Consider the following 14791-nt stretch of genomic DNA (forward strand, 5'->3'; position numbering starts at 1 on the left):
GCGCAATGGATAAACCCACTCTGGTGGTGATTGGTAACGGAATGGCCGGTGTGCGGCTGGTTGAAAAACTGTGCGAGCTGGCACCGGCGCGTTATCGCATCCTGATTATTGGCGACGAAGCGCAGACCGCTTACAACCGCATTATGCTCACGCCGGTGTTGTCGGGCGAGAAAGGCTTTGATGACATCGTAACGCACGATGTGCAGTGGTACGGACGTCACAACGTCACTTTTATCTCGGATGTATCGGTCACGGAAATCAACCGTGAAGCCCGCACCGTCAGGGCCGGCGCACAGACACTGCATTACGACCATCTGGCGATAGCGACCGGTTCCCGGCCTTTTATCCCGCGTCTGCCGGGGGCGGAGTTGCAGGGCATTCATGGTTTTCGCAATCAGCGCGACGTCGAAAATATTTTGCGCGGGCATTACGCAGGGCAACCGGCGGTGGTGATCGGTGGCGGCGTGTTAGGTGTGGAAGCTGCCGCCGCGCTGGCGCTGCGCGGCATGCAGGTTAGCATTTTGCACCGTGGAGCGCATTTGATGGACCAGCAGCTTGATGAACACGCCGCTGAACTGCTGCGCATTAGCCTGTCGGCGCGCGGAATCGAAACGGTCTTGCTGGCGGAAACGGTCGCTTATTTACGGGGCACGTCACAGGACACCACGGGCGGCGTTCAGGCAGTGAAACTGATCGATGGGCGCGAAATCCCCGCACATCGCGTGGTGGTTACCGCCGGTGTCCGGCCGAATATCGTGCTGGCACAGGCCGCCGGGCTGGAATGCGCGCGCGGCATTCTGGTCAGCGGCCAACTGCAAACCTCCGATCCGCATATTTCTGCCATCGGCGAATGTTGTCAGTTAGGTGAACTGACGTTTGGCCTGGTGGCACCGTGCTGGCAGCAGGCCGAAATACTGGCGGCCCGGCTGGCGGGCGTGGAAACACCGCCTTTCAGCGTACAGAACGTGCCGCTGCGGTTAAAAGTCACCGGCATTGACTTGTTTTGTGCCGGTGAACTGTTCTGCACCCGCGATCTTCACGTCGCCCATGAAGCACAAATCCACAGCGCGTTTGACCCAATCGACGGCCATTACCGTCGCCTTTTACTGCGCAATAACCAGTTAAAAGGCGTGCTGTTGTGGGGCGATATCAGCGACGGTCCGGGCTATTTCGCACGCCTTTGCAGCCCCTCTATTCAGCAGGCGCAACTGAGCGTTTTCAATCCTGATGAAACCCATCCCGGTGAAACGTATGCGATGGACATCAAACCCCCAACAGAACCGTTACCCCAAGAGGTAGCGAGGAGCAATGCGATGTCTAAACCTGTATTAGTGATGGCCGGACACGGCATGGTAGGCCACCATTTTCTGCAACAACTGGTCGAACGTGAACTGCATTTGCAATATCAGGTGATTGTGTTTGCCGAAGAAAAATCACCGGCTTATGACCGCGTTCACCTGTCCGAATTTTTCTCCGGCCGCAGCGCCGAATCGCTGTCGATGGTGGAAGAGGATTTCTTTGCATCGAGCGGCATTGAACTGCGTCTCGGGCACAGCATTGAACACGTCGATAACCAACGTCATTGTGTGATTGACCGTCAGGGGCGACAGACTGCCTACGATTTACTGGTGTTGGCGACCGGTTCCTATCCGTTTGTGCCACCGATCCCTGGCAACGATGCACCAGGTTGTCTGGTCTATCGCACCCTGGAGGATCTGGCGGCCATTCAGGCCTGTGCCGAAAAGGGCAAAATCGGCGTGGTGGTCGGCGGCGGCTTGCTGGGGCTGGAAGCCGCCAACGCGCTGAAGCACCTCGGGCTGCAAACGCATGTCATTGAGTTCGCCCCCCGGCTGATGGGCGTTCAGCTTGATGACGGCGGGGCCGCAATGTTACGCCATAAGATTGAAGCGCTGGGTGTGCAGGTGCACACCGGCAAAGAAACGCGCGGCATTGTTACGGGCGAAACTTGTAGTTACCGCATGGAGTTCGCTGACGGCAGCCATCTGGATACCGATCTGGTGCTGTTCTCCGCCGGCATCCGTCCACGCGATCAACTGGCCAGAGAGTGCGGGCTGGAAGTGGGGCCGCGCGGTGGCATTGTCATTAACGACCAGTGCCGGACCTCCGATCCGGCCATTTTCGCCATCGGCGAATGTGCGTTGTGGAACGGTCAGATCTTTGGGCTGGTGGCGCCCGGTTATCAAATGGCGCGTACGCTGGCGGATACGCTGTGCGGCAGCGATGTTGCCTTCAAAGGTGCTGACATGAGCACTAAACTCAAGCTGCTGGGTGTCGACGTGGCGTCCATCGGTGATGCACATGGCCGCACCCCGGGCAGTCAGAGCTACAGTTGGGTAGATGGTCCGGCACAAGTGTATAAAAAAATTGTGGTATCACAGGACAGTAAACGCCTGCTTGGTGCGGTACTGGTAGGCGACAGCAACGAATACAGCACGCTGTTGCAGATGATGCTCAACGACATGCCGCTGCCAGCCAACCCTGAAGGACTGATTTTACCGGCCCGCGCCGGCGCAGCGCCGCACAGTCTCGGCGTTGCTGCGCTGCCTGACGGTGCACAAATTTGCTCCTGCCATAACGTCAGCAAAGCCGATATCTGCGACGCGGTAAAAGGTGGATGCGGTGACATGGCCGCGATAAAGTTCTGTACCAAAGCGGCGACCGGCTGCGGCGGCTGCGCGGCGCTGACCAAACAGGTGATGGAGTACGCGCTGACTGAAATGGGCGTCGAAGTAAAGAAAGACGTCTGCGAGCATTTTGCCTATTCACGGCAGGAGATTTATCACCTCGTCCGCATGGGGAATATCCGCAGCTTCGATGAGCTGGTGTTGAAACATGGTCACGGTCACGGCTGTGAAATCTGTAAGCCGCTGGTGGGTTCGATTCTGGCATCGTGCTGGAACGATTACCTGCTCAAACCGCAGCATCTGCCGTTGCAGGACACCAACGACCGCTACTTCGCCAACATCCAGAAAGACGGGACTTACTCGGTGGTGCCGCGCGTGCCGGCCGGGGAAATCACGCCGGACGGACTGATTGCCATCGGTCTGGTCGCCAAACGCTATAACCTCTACACCAAAATCACCGGTGGGCAGCGTGTCGATCTGTTCGGCGCGCGGCTGGAACAGTTGCCGGAGATCTGGCAGCAACTGGTCGATGCCGGTTTCGAAACCGGCCACGCCTACGGCAAATCGTTGCGCACGGTGAAATCCTGCGTCGGTTCGAACTGGTGTCGCTACGGCGTACAGGACTCCACCGCGCTGGCGCTGCAACTGGAGAGCCGCTACAAGGGGCTGCGCTCACCGCACAAAATCAAAATGGCGGTCTCCGGCTGTACCCGCGAATGTGCCGAAGCGCAAAGCAAAGACGTCGGCGTGATTGCCACTGATAAGGGCTGGAACCTGTATGTGTGCGGCAACGGTGGCATGAAGCCGCGTCATGCCGATTTACTGGTGCAGGACATCAGCACGGAAGACCTGATCCGTACCGTTGACCGTTTCCTGATGTTTTACATTCGCACCGCCGACCGTCTGCAACGCACCAGCACCTGGATGGACAATCTCGAAGGTGGCATGAACTATCTGCGTCAGGTGGTGCTGGAAGACAGCTTGCATATCGGCGCTGAGCTGGAAAGCGAGATGAACGCCGTGGTCGGTACTTATCAGTGCGAATGGCAGACCACGCTGGCCGATCCCGATCGTCTGGCGCTGTTCAGACCTTTCGTCAACAGCGACCAGCCGGACGAAGCGGTGGTGATGGTGCAGGAGCGTCAGCAGGTGCGACCGGCGACCACCAAAGAACGCGCCGCGCTGCCGCCAGTGGTAGTGAATCAACCGGTGATGGCGGTACAAGGTTGGGTGGATCTGTGCGAGTTGAGTGCCATACCGGAAAATGCCGGTATGGCGGCGCGGCTGGCAAACCGGCAGATCGCGTTGTTCTATTTGCCGGATCATCCGCAGCAGGTGTTTGCTCTCAGCAACCACGAGCCGGACAGCGACGCCAACGTGCTGGCGCGCGGGCTGGTGGGCGACGTGAAGGGCGAGCCGGTGGTGATCTCACCGCTGTACAAACAGCGTTTCCGTCTGCTGGATGGCCGCAGCGTGGATGATGCGCAAAGCACGCTGAGCGTCTGGCCAGTGAAAGTGGACGGCGGGCGCGTCTGGGTGCAGGAACAGCCGGTGATGCCAGCCGTGCAAACGGTAGATATCATCGAGACGGTCAGCCTATGAATAAAGCCGTGACTTCAACCACCTGCGCTTATTGCGGCGTCGGTTGCGGCGTGAACATGCAGCCGCAGGCGGAAGGTTATACCGCCAGCGGCGATGGTTCACACCCGGCTAACTTCGGGCGTCTGTGCGTCAAAGGCAGCGCACTGGGCGAAACGCTGGATTTGCATGGCCGTCTTTTAAGGCCGGAAATTAACCGCCAGCCGGTCAGTTGGCCGCAGGCGTTAGACGCCGTAGCCGTTGGATTGAAGGCGGTGATCCGTGAATATGGCCCGCAGGCCGTGGCATTCTACGGCTCAGGCCAGTTGCTGACGGAAGACTATTACGTTGCCAACAAGCTGATTAAAGGCTTTATCGGCGCGGGCAATATGGATACCAACTCGCGGCTGTGCATGGCGTCGGCGGTGGTCGGCTACAAGCGTGCGTTCGGTGCCGATGCAGTGCCGTGTAATTATCAGGATCTGGAGCTGGCCGACTGCGTGATCCTCACCGGTTCGAACACTGCCTGGGCCCATCCGGTGGTGTATCAGCGGCTGGCTCAGGCGAAAAAAGACCGGCCAGAGATGCGCATTATTGTTATCGATCCGCGTCACACCGCCACCTGCGACCTTGCCGATTTACATCTACCGTTGCGTCCGGGCAGCGATGCCGCGCTGTTTTGTGGTGCGCTGAACGCGATGGCGGAAAGCGGCCAACTGGATATGGATTTTCTGCAACACCACACGCAGGGCGCGGCAGAAACCCTGCGGGCGGCGCAGGAGTGGACGCTGGCCAAAACCGTCGATTTCTGCGGCCTGGCGCCGGCGCAGCTGGTGGCGTTTTATCAGATGATTGCCGGCAGCGATAAGCTGGTGACGCTGTATTCGATGGGCATCAATCAGTCCAGTTCTGGCGTCGATAAGTGCAATGCCATCATTAATTTACATCTGGCGACCGGCAAGATGGGCCGCGCAGGCTGCGGGCCGTTTTCGATCACCGGACAACCGAACGCGATGGGCGGACGGGAAGTCGGCGGGCTGGCGAATCAACTGGCGTCGCATATGGGATTCACGCCGCAGGAGATCGACCGCGTCAGGCGTTTCTGGGGAAGTGACGGCGTCACACAATCTGCCGGGCTGAATGCGGTGGATCTGTTCCGCGCTATCGAAGAAGGCCAGATAAAAGCGGTGTGGATCATGGGCACCAATCCCTTGGTGTCACTGCCGGATGCCGATCGCGTGCGCGCCGGGCTGGCAAGATGTTCATTGGTGGTGGTCTCCGACATCATGCGCGATACCGACACCACGCGTGTCGCGCATATTTGCCTGCCTGCACTCGGTTGGGGCGAGAAAAATGGCACCGTCACTAACTCCGAGCGCTGCATTTCGCGCCAGCGCGCCTTTTTGCCTGCGCCGGGAGAAGCCAAACCGGACTGGTGGATCCTCTGTCAGGTGGCCCGACGTTTAGGCTTCATTGAAGCATTTGCGTATCAGCATCCGGCGGAAATTTTCCGCGAACACGCGGCGCTTTCGGGCTTTGAGAATCACGGCTCGCGGGCATTTGATATCAGCGGGCTGGAACAGCTGACCAACCTGCAATGGGATGACATGCAGCCGGTGCAGTGGCCGGTAAACGCTGCCAATCCACAGGGTACTGCGCGGCTGTTCACCGACCACAAATTCTTTCACCCCGATGGCAAAGCGCGGTTGATCGCCATCACGCCGCGTTTGCCGGTGAACCAACCGACGCCGGCTTATCCGCTGGTGATGAACACCGGCAGAGTACGCGACCAGTGGCATACGATGACGCGCACAGGTAAATCGGCGCGCCTGATGCAACACATCAGCGAGCCGTTTTGCCAGTTTCATCCTGACGACGCGCCACACATCCAGTCCGGCGATCTGGTGCGCGTCGCCTCATCGCACGGCTGGTTATTGCTGCGCGCTCAGGCCGACAGCATGCAACCACGCGGCAGCGTTTTTGTCCCGATGCACTGGAATAGCCAGTTCAGCCAGCAGGCCAGGGTGAATGCGCTGATTGAAGCGCACACCGATCCGCTTTCGGGCCAGCCGGAAAGTAAGCATATGCCGGTTAGCCTGCACCGCTGGAAAGCCGCGTGGCAGGCCGAACTTTTTATCCGTCGTGAACCGGTTGCTATCGACGACCAACCGATAACACCGCCCGTCACGGCGTACTGGAGCCTGATCACCCAACCGGGCGTGATGCACTACCAGCTGGCCGACTCCTCGCAGCCGGAAGACTGGATGGCGTGGATCAACGTGCAGTTTGGCACTGACCGTTGGGTTTGCCAGTCTGCTCGTCTGGGCGATGATGGCTTCAATCTGCTGGCGTGGTCAGACGGCGAATTGCAGTTGGCGTTTTATGCGCACCGTAAACGGCCAGTGCCTGATCGGCAGACAGTAGTGGCGGCTTTCATACTGCCACCGCGCACAGCACAGCAGCGCCTGGCATTGCTGGCAGGCGTCGCAGGAAGTGGCAAAGCGCCAACAGGCGCGATGATTTGCAGCTGTTTTGCCGTGGGCGAAATGGCCATCGCCGACGCGGTACGACAAGGGTGTCATAGCGTGCAACAGCTCGGCGAAAAACTAAAGTGCGGTACCAACTGCGGCTCATGCATTCCTGAACTCAAAAAGCTATTGCCGGTCAGCGCTCGACGCTGACGGTGGGAGACAACCAATGAACATCCTCGAAAACGTATTACAGGTGCAGCAGATTAATGGGATCTTTGCGCTGTCGAACCGACGTCAGCCTGTGTGTCGTGGCGAAGTCTGGCTGGTCGGTGCCGGGCCGGGGGATGTCGAACTGCTGACGCTAAAAGCGTTGCGGGTTATCCAGCAGGCAGATGTTGTGGTGTTCGACCGCCTGGTGTCGGAACCGATCATGACACTGATCCCAACCGGTGCGCTGCGCATCGACGTCGGTAAATCGACGCGTGATCACACGCTCGGACAGGCCGAAATCAATCAGCTCCTGGTGGATCTGGCGCAGGCCGGTCACCGGGTTGTGCGCTTAAAGGGTGGTGATCCCTTTGTCTTTGGTCGCGGCGGTGAAGAGATGGTGCACTGCCAGCAGCATAACGTTCCGTGCCACATCGTGCCGGGCATTACGGCGGCGATGGGCTGCGCCGCTGCCAGCGGCATTCCGCTGACGCACCGCGATTTTGCGCAGTCGGTGCGTTTTGTCACCGGACACTGCGCGCGGGGCGAAGCGGATATCGACTGGGCAACGCTCACGATGGCGAGTCAGACGCTGGTGTTTTATATGGGGATCGCCAACAGCGGCAATATCAGCCAACAGCTTATCGCGCACGGGCTGTCAGCCTCAACGCCGGTGGCGATCGTTGAGCGCGGGACTCAGCCCGAACAGCGGGTGATCACCGGCACGCTGGACGCACTGGCGGAGAGTGTTGCGGTGAATCGGGTTGCGACACCCGCGCTGTTGATTGTCGGAGAGGTGGTGGGGATGTATAGGTCCCCGCAGCTTGCGGAGGAAATCTCTGCAGCAAAGGGATTGCCCGAAGCAATGCCCGTTTCTAAAGAACTGTGCACATTCAGTGCCTGACATCAACAAATTCATGTTCACGGGTATCTGACCGCCGCATTATTATTTTGAGCGCTAAAAGTCTCTTTAACCGCTTTGATAAAACTGCTGATTTTGACGGTTTGTCGCAATCCTGCTGGTGTGAGTATATGCATGGGCCGTGAAGGCCCTTCGTAATCAGGTAACACTTGCACCAGCCGCCCGGCGTTGATTTCCTCATTCAGTACGTCCTCCGGCCCCAGTGTGACGCCATATCCTCTGACCGCAGCTTGCAGAAGAGCTCGCCAGTCGTTGGAACGAAAACGGCCTTCGGGCTGGATTTCTTCGTCTTTCCCCTCTTTACGGAATAGCCAACGGCAAGGTGCCTGAGGTGACCAAATGCCATACACGAGGCAGGCGTGATGAAGCAGCTCGGCAGGCGTTTTCGGCATGCCATTTTGTGCAAGATAACCGGGGGATGCACAGGCGATCAGCCGGTAAGGTCGCAGGGGATACGCGATCATTTGGCTGTCATTGAGCTCACCAATACGCAGGATAACTTCATAGCCTTCCTCGACCGGATCGACGAGGCGATCGTTCAACGTGAGTTCAACCTGAGTGCCAGGATACTTATCCAGATATTGCGTAATAAAAGGAGCCAGCATCGAGGCACCAAACGTCACGGGGGCGTTGACGCGGATGATGCCAGACGGCGTAGCTTTCATGTCGAGCGCGATAGCATCTGCGGCCTCTGCTTCGGCAAGTACGATCTTGCAGCGTTCATAGTAGCTGCGGCCAATATCCGTCAGATGCTGACGACGGGTTGTCCGGCTCAGAAGTGCGGTGCCCAAACGCGCTTCAAGCCGGGCGATATGTTTTGCCACCATCTGTGGCGAAATGCGTAATGCGTTCGCCGCCGCTGCGAATGATCCCAGCTCGGCGGCCCTGACGAAAACATTCATGCTGGTAAGCCGGTCCAAGATTCGCTCCTGTTTGTTGTTTGTCTATGCTGATAATGAGGATTTATCAATGCTGAGTGTCGAATTATTCTTAACCTTCTGACAGATAAATGAAAGGTGAGAATCATGAAAATAGGCATTATCGGAGCAGGTTTTGTAGGACGTGCGATAGCGAAGCTGGCGATCAAGGCAGGACATCAGGTCATGCTCAGCAATTCCCGGGGGCCACAGACGCTGTTTAGCCTGAAGCCGATGATTGGTTGTGAAATCGGCACCGCCACTGAGGCTGCCATCTTTGGTGAGATTGTGGTGATCGCGGTGCCACTGACCGCGCTGGGACAATTACCGCACACAGAACTCTCAGGAAAACGGGTAATAGATGCCGTTAACTATTACCCCGAGCGCGATGGGCAGGTGGCAGAGCTTGATCAGCAGGTTACCACTACCAGTGAATATCTTGCCCACTTCCTTCCCGAAGCGAACATCACAAAGGCCTTCAATGCGATACAGATGACCGATCTTGAAAATGACGGCCTGCCTGCCGGAGACTCTGCGCGCCGCGCACTGCCTCTTGCCGGAGAAGACGCCGATACTAAAAAAGTCGTCGCAGTGCTTTACGATACGTTTGGTTTTGACGTGGTAGACGCCGGCGTACTTTCTGAAGGCTGGCGTTTCCAGCGCGGAATGCCTTCCTATTGTGTACGGATGACCGCGAGTGAGCTGAAAACTGCCCTCGCAGAGGCACGTCGGCCTGAGCCGGTGTTGTAGAAACAGGGTTCATTATTGATTAACGAAGACAAACAGAGCGTTATTTAAAAATCCACGCAAGTGCGTGGATTTTATTAGGTTTGTTGATCTTCTAAAGGTTTAGTGCAACCTCATGAGACAACATATTATATTTAGACGTTAAACAGGAAGTTCATCACGTCGCCGTCTTTAACAATGTAATCTTTGCCTTCTGAGCGCATTTTTCCAGCTTCTTTCGCGCCTTGTTCACCTTTGTAATTGATGAAGTCGTCGAAAGCGATGGTTTGGGCACGGATAAAGCCTTTTTCGAAGTCGGTATGAATTTTACCGGCTGCCTGCGGGGCGGTTGCACCTACAGGGATAGTCCATGCACGCACTTCTTTCACGCCAGCGGTGAAGTAAGTTTGCAGGTTCAGCAGGTCGTAACCGGCGCGGATCACGCGGTTCAGGCCCGGCTCTTCCAGGCCCATTTCAGCCATGAACTCTGCACGATCGGCATCTTCGAGTTCAGCGATGTCAGATTCAACCGCGGCACATACGGCAACCACAACGGAGCCTTCAGCCAGGGCAATTTTACGTACGATGTCGAGGTAGGGGTTATTTTCATAACCGTCTTCGTTGACGTTAGCGATGTACATGGTTGGTTTGAGCGTCAGGAAGCTCAGATAGCGGATGGCCGCTTTGTCTTCATCGGTCAGGTCCAGCGCACGCAGCATACCGGCGTCTGAAAGCTGTGGCAGACATTTTTCCAGCGCCGCCAGTTCGGCTTTGGCGTCTTTGTCGCCGCCTTTGGCACGCTTCTGCACGCGGTGCATAGCGCGTTCACACGTATCGAGATCTGACAGGGCCAGTTCGGTGTTGATAACATCGATGTCGTCAGCCGGATCAACTCGGTTATTTACGTGGATGATGTTGTCGTTGTCGAAACAGCGCACCACGTGGCCTATGGCTTCGGTTTCACGGATGTTGGTCAGGAACTGGTTGCCCAGGCCTTCACCTTTAGATGCGCCTTTTACCAGACCTGCAATGTCGACGAATTCCATGGTAGTGGGCAGAATACGCTGAGGTTTTACGATTTCGGCCAACTGGTCGAGCCGTGAATCAGGCATTGGCACTACGCCGGTGTTAGGTTCGATGGTACAGAACGGGAAGTTAGCTGCTTCGATACCCGCTTTAGTCAGCGCATTGAACAGAGTTGATTTACCGACGTTCGGCAGACCCACGATACCGCATTTGAATCCCATGTCGCTCTCACCTTAAATATCTTAATAATCAAGCAATTAATGTTAATTGCACGATGTAATGACCACAATAGGCCGCATTATACACGCAATAGCACTTTTTCTCGAATACCCGTCGTCCTTCAGGCTGGTCAAGGTCTCAGATACTTGAGGAACAATCACTCCTTGCCTCACTCCGTCCATTTTTAGATACTTGTCGCAATTATTTAACTGACTGGAAATAAATTGGATACCTATGTTTAGCCTGCGTGATTTGAAAATATCGGAAGTGAAGAATGAAACGCTGGCAGGATTTGTGGTGGCGGTATCTATGATCCCGGAAGCCGTCGGGTTCTCGCTGGTGGCCGGTTTGTCACCGATTGTCGGGCTGCATACGGCGTTTATCATCGGGTTGGTGACCGCATTATTTGGCGGTAAGCCGGGCATGGTTTCAGGTGCAGCGGGTTCTATCGTCGTGGTGCTGATGAGCCTCGCGGCGCAGCACGGCATGGGGTACGTGTTGTGGGCGACGATTTTTGCCGGTGTGATCCAGATACTGATTGGCGTGTTCCGGTTGGGTAAATTCATTCGTTTGGTTCCGCTCCCGGCGATCCACGGTTTTGTTAACGGGCTGGCGATTGTGATCATGCTGGCACAGTTACATATGATAGCCGGGCAGGGGCTGCTGATGTACGGGCTGGTGCTGCTGGCAGTGTTGGTGGTGTTGGTATTCCCCAAACTGACCAACGTTATTCCGGCCTCACTGGCAGCGTTGATTGCGGTATCGGCAGTGGCGATTGGTTTTAATCTGCAGACGCTGCGGGTGGGTGATCTGGCAGACATCTCCGGTGCCTTGCCGCACTTCAACCTGCCGGTTGTACCGTTCAATCTTGAGATGATCAAAGTCGTGTTGCCGTATGCGGTAGTGATCGCTTTAGTCGGCCTGATCGAATCGCTGTTAACCATGACGGTGCTTGATGAGATGGGGGGGCATAAAGGCAACGGGAACCGTGAAAGTATTGCGCAGGGCGCCGGCAATACTCTTTGCGGCCTGTTCGGCTGTTTCGCCGGATGTGCAATGATTGGGCAGTCGATCATCAACTTCAGTTCCGGCGGGCGTGGGCGTATCTCCGGCATTGTGGGTGCCATTCTGCTGATCCTATTTGTGGTTAGCCTGTCTGGTTATATCGGCCTGCTGCCGGTAGCGGCGCTGGCGGGGATCATGCTGGTGGTGTGCTACAACACGTTTGAGTGGAGTTCACTGCGCCGTTTACGGCGTATGCCAAAAGCTGATGCATTAGTGATGGTGATCGTCACCGTGATCACTATCTTTACCGATCTGGCGGTGGCGGTGATCAGCGGCGTGATTATCTCGGCGTTGGTCTTTGCCTGGCAACAGGCGCGTATCCGGATCCGCGAACATAAAACGCAGGGCGAACTGACGGTGTATAAGCTCGACGGCCCGTTGTTCTTTGGCTCTTCTGCCGCTTTTGCCGAATTGTTTAACCCACAGAATGACCCGCAGAACGTGGTGCTGGATTTTGCGGGTACGCGAGTGATGGATTCAAGTGGGGTTGAGGCAATTGACAAATTGACCGCACGCTATCTGGAGGCAGGGAAAGCTATCCGACTGCGCCATTTAAGCAGCGACTGCGTGAGTTTGTTGAAGAAAGCCGGGCCATTTTGCAGCCACGAACTGGATGATCCTGAATACTACGTGGCAGAAGATACGCTCTGATTTTAGGGGAGAATAGAACGGGGTTCACAGTGTGAACCCCTTTTTAACGCCGGATTATAGCTGCGCCCTGAAGCTGTGCAGGCGCTGAACTGTCTTTTCCAGACCTTCTTTCATTAGCATCTCGGTGCAACGCAGGGACTCGTCAATCGCATCATCAATCAGTTTCTGCTCGCTAGCCGGAGGTTTGCCGAGCACAAATCCCACCACTTTGTTTTTATCGCCCGGATGGCCAATGCCAATTCGAAGGCGGTAAAAGTTCGGGTTATTTCCCAGTTTGCTCTGAATATCTTTCAGGCCATTATGGCCGCCGTTGCCGCCACCGAGTTTGATTTTTGCTACGCCGGGCGGAATATCCAGTTCGTCGTGGGCAACCAGAATTTCATCCGGCTCGATGCGATAAAAGTTACTCATCGCCAGCACCGCTTTACCGCTGAGATTCATGAAAGTCGTCGGTACCAGCAGGCGAACGTCTTGCCCCGCCAGCGACAGGCGCGCAGTATAGCCGTAAAATTTACTCTCTTCTTTTAACTGCTGATTGTGTTGCCGGGCGAGAAGGTCCACATACCAGGCACCGGCGTTATGTCGTGTTTGGGCGTACTCCGTGCCAGGATTGGCCAGACCCACAATTAATTTAATACTGCTCACGTTGGTTTCGCTTCTTCATGAGGTGACGTTCAGATCGCTAGTTTACCTGCGCAACACAGCTGTGCCAAACCCACGGAGGGAATTAACGTTTATTACTTTTGAGGGTTAATAATATCTATGACGTATTATTCATCATTCGAAGGTAAATAGCAGAAAAGCGTAAAGATTTGTCATTCGATGTTTCATGACTGTGATCGCTACCGCAAAGTTAAATAGGGTTGCCAACTACACTTTAATAAGCAAAAACAGATAAGCATGGCTGTTTTATAGATGTATTACAGGAGGTAACATATGAAACGTAAAACCGCAGCAACATTAGGCAATTTACTGATGGGGCTTGGCTTGGTCACTATGGTCGTCGGAGTGGGATACTCCATCCTTAACTTATTACCTAATCTGGGTTTACCGCAGCTTCTGGCCCATGGCGCGGTAGCCAGTATTTTTCTTGGCGCGATACTTTGGCTGGCAGGTGCCAGAATCGGCGGGCGCGAGCGCGTTGCTGACCGTTATTTCTGGGTGCGTCACTACGATCCTCGCTGTCGTAAAAACCATCGTCATCCATAATGAGTTGTCAGTAAGTTTTGGTTGCCGATTTTGATTCTAGATTTTGAATAAAAGAAAACCCCGTTATCGCGAAAGCCATAACGGGGTTTTCTTTTATTCGATATTTCAATCAGCCCTTCAGCAACGTGAAGGGCGAGTGATTAATGTTCGAACATGGCAGAGATAGATTCTTCATTGCTGATGCGACGAATTGCTTCAGCCAGCATGCCTGAAAGTGTCAGAGTACGCACTTTTTTCAGCGCGCGAATTTCAGCTGACAGCGGAATGGTATCGCAAACAATGACTTCATCGATGACAGAGTTTCTAATATTTTCCACCGCGTTGCCAGAGAAGATCGGGTGAGTCGCGTAAGCGAATACACGCTTCGCACCGCGTTCTTTCAGTGCTTCAGCCGCTTTACAGAGCGTACCACCGGTATCGATCATATCATCAACCAGAACACAGTCTCGTCCTGCTACATCACCAATAATATGCATCACCTGAGAAACGTTTGCGCGTGGGCGGCGTTTATCAATGATAGCCATGTCGGTGTCATTAAGCAGTTTGGCAACGGCGCGGGCGCGGACAACACCGCCAATATCTGGGGAAACTACGATCGGGTTTTCCAGATTTTGTTGCAACATGTCTTCCAGCAGGATTGGGCTGCCAAACACGTTATCAACCGGAACGTCAAAGAAGCCCTGAATCTGCTCGGCGTGTAAATCTACGGTAAGAACGCGGTCAACCCCCACGCTGGAAAGGAAGTCTGCAACGACTTTAGCAGTGATTGGCACACGGGCTGAACGTACCCGGCGATCCTGACGTGCATAACCGAAATAAGGAATGACGGCAGTAATACGGCCGGCGGAAGCGCGGCGTAAGGCATCAACCATTACGACCAGTTCCATCAGGTTATCGTTAGTAGGCGCGCAGGTGGATTGGATAATGAAAATATCCCCACCACGTACATTTTCGTTGATTTGCACACTTACTTCACCGTCACTAAAACGACTGACGGCGGCGTCACCAAGGCTGGTGTATAAACGGTTGGCAATACGTTGTGCTAGTTCCGGGGTGGCGTTACCAGCAAAAAGCTTCATATCAGGCACGAGAAGAACCTCAGGCTTGCGTCCAGGGAAGACATCGGCTTATGACACCACCGGGCGGTGAGCGGTG

The 14791-nt window shown here is 55.4% G+C and carries 10 protein-coding genes; 6 read left to right on the forward strand and 4 right to left on the reverse strand.

Annotated features, from left to right (window positions below):
- Nucleotides 1-5 precede the first annotated feature (5 nt).
- The 3 genes from nirB to cobA are packed head-to-tail and all read left to right on the forward strand — an operon-like array spanning nt 6 to nt 7805.
- Entirely contained in the window at nt 6-4247 is a 4242-nt protein-coding gene (gene nirB, locus ACMV8I_RS04430) for a nitrite reductase large subunit NirB (RefSeq protein ID WP_498863979.1), read from the forward strand.
- Nucleotides 4244-6904 (forward strand): nitrate reductase, encoded by a 2661-nt coding sequence (locus tag ACMV8I_RS04435; protein WP_498863980.1) that lies wholly within the window; start codon nt 4244-4246, stop codon nt 6902-6904. The genes nirB and ACMV8I_RS04435 overlap by 4 nt, the downstream gene beginning before the upstream one ends.
- 16 nt (nt 6905-6920) lie before the next feature.
- Complete coding sequence (cobA, locus tag ACMV8I_RS04440; RefSeq protein WP_498863981.1) at nt 6921-7805, forward strand: uroporphyrinogen-III C-methyltransferase; 885 nt, start codon at nt 6921-6923, stop codon at nt 7803-7805.
- Between the two features lie 17 nt (nt 7806-7822).
- On the opposite strand, the gene ACMV8I_RS04445 is transcribed toward cobA, so the two are convergent.
- On the reverse strand, nt 7823-8743 hold the full coding sequence (locus ACMV8I_RS04445) for a LysR family transcriptional regulator (RefSeq protein ID WP_498863982.1): 921 nt from the start codon (nt 8741-8743) through the stop codon (nt 7823-7825).
- A gap of 105 nt (nt 8744-8848) precedes the next feature.
- Here ACMV8I_RS04445 and ACMV8I_RS04450 point away from each other — a divergent pair, with 105 nt between their 5' ends.
- The gene (locus ACMV8I_RS04450) at nt 8849-9490 is read left to right on the forward strand and encodes an NADPH-dependent F420 reductase (RefSeq protein ID WP_498863983.1); all 642 of its coding nucleotides are present in this window, start codon (nt 8849-8851) and stop codon (nt 9488-9490) included.
- Nucleotides 9491-9621: 131 nt separating this feature from the next.
- On the opposite strand, the gene ychF is transcribed toward ACMV8I_RS04450, so the two are convergent.
- Nucleotides 9622-10713, reverse strand: a complete 1092-nt coding sequence (gene ychF / locus ACMV8I_RS04455; RefSeq protein ID WP_498863984.1) for a redox-regulated ATPase YchF — start codon at nt 10711-10713, stop codon at nt 9622-9624.
- 232 nt (nt 10714-10945) lie between these two features.
- Here ychF and ACMV8I_RS04460 point away from each other — a divergent pair, with 232 nt between their 5' ends.
- On the forward strand, nt 10946-12427 hold the full coding sequence (locus tag ACMV8I_RS04460; RefSeq protein WP_498863985.1) for a SulP family inorganic anion transporter: 1482 nt from the start codon (nt 10946-10948) through the stop codon (nt 12425-12427).
- A 54-nt stretch (nt 12428-12481) separates the two neighbouring features.
- On the opposite strand, the gene pth is transcribed toward ACMV8I_RS04460, so the two are convergent.
- Nucleotides 12482-13072: an aminoacyl-tRNA hydrolase gene (gene pth, locus ACMV8I_RS04465; RefSeq protein ID WP_498863986.1), complete on the reverse strand. Its 591-nt coding sequence runs from the start codon at nt 13070-13072 to the stop codon at nt 12482-12484.
- Nucleotides 13073-13363: 291 nt separating this feature from the next.
- Here pth and ychH point away from each other — a divergent pair, with 291 nt between their 5' ends.
- Nucleotides 13364-13636 carry a stress-induced protein YchH gene (gene ychH, locus ACMV8I_RS04470; protein WP_498863987.1) on the forward strand — a complete coding sequence of 91 codons (273 nt, stop codon included), beginning with the start codon at nt 13364-13366 and terminating at the stop codon, nt 13634-13636.
- Between the two features lie 140 nt (nt 13637-13776).
- Here ychH and prs read toward each other — a convergent pair whose 3' ends face one another.
- Nucleotides 13777-14724 (reverse strand): ribose-phosphate diphosphokinase, encoded by a 948-nt coding sequence (prs, locus tag ACMV8I_RS04475; protein WP_104921955.1) that lies wholly within the window; start codon nt 14722-14724, stop codon nt 13777-13779.
- Nucleotides 14725-14791 lie beyond the last annotated feature (67 nt).

The organism is Ewingella sp. S1.OA.A_B6 (assembly GCF_049889095.1).
Taxonomy (GTDB): Bacteria; Pseudomonadota; Gammaproteobacteria; order Enterobacterales; family Enterobacteriaceae; genus Ewingella.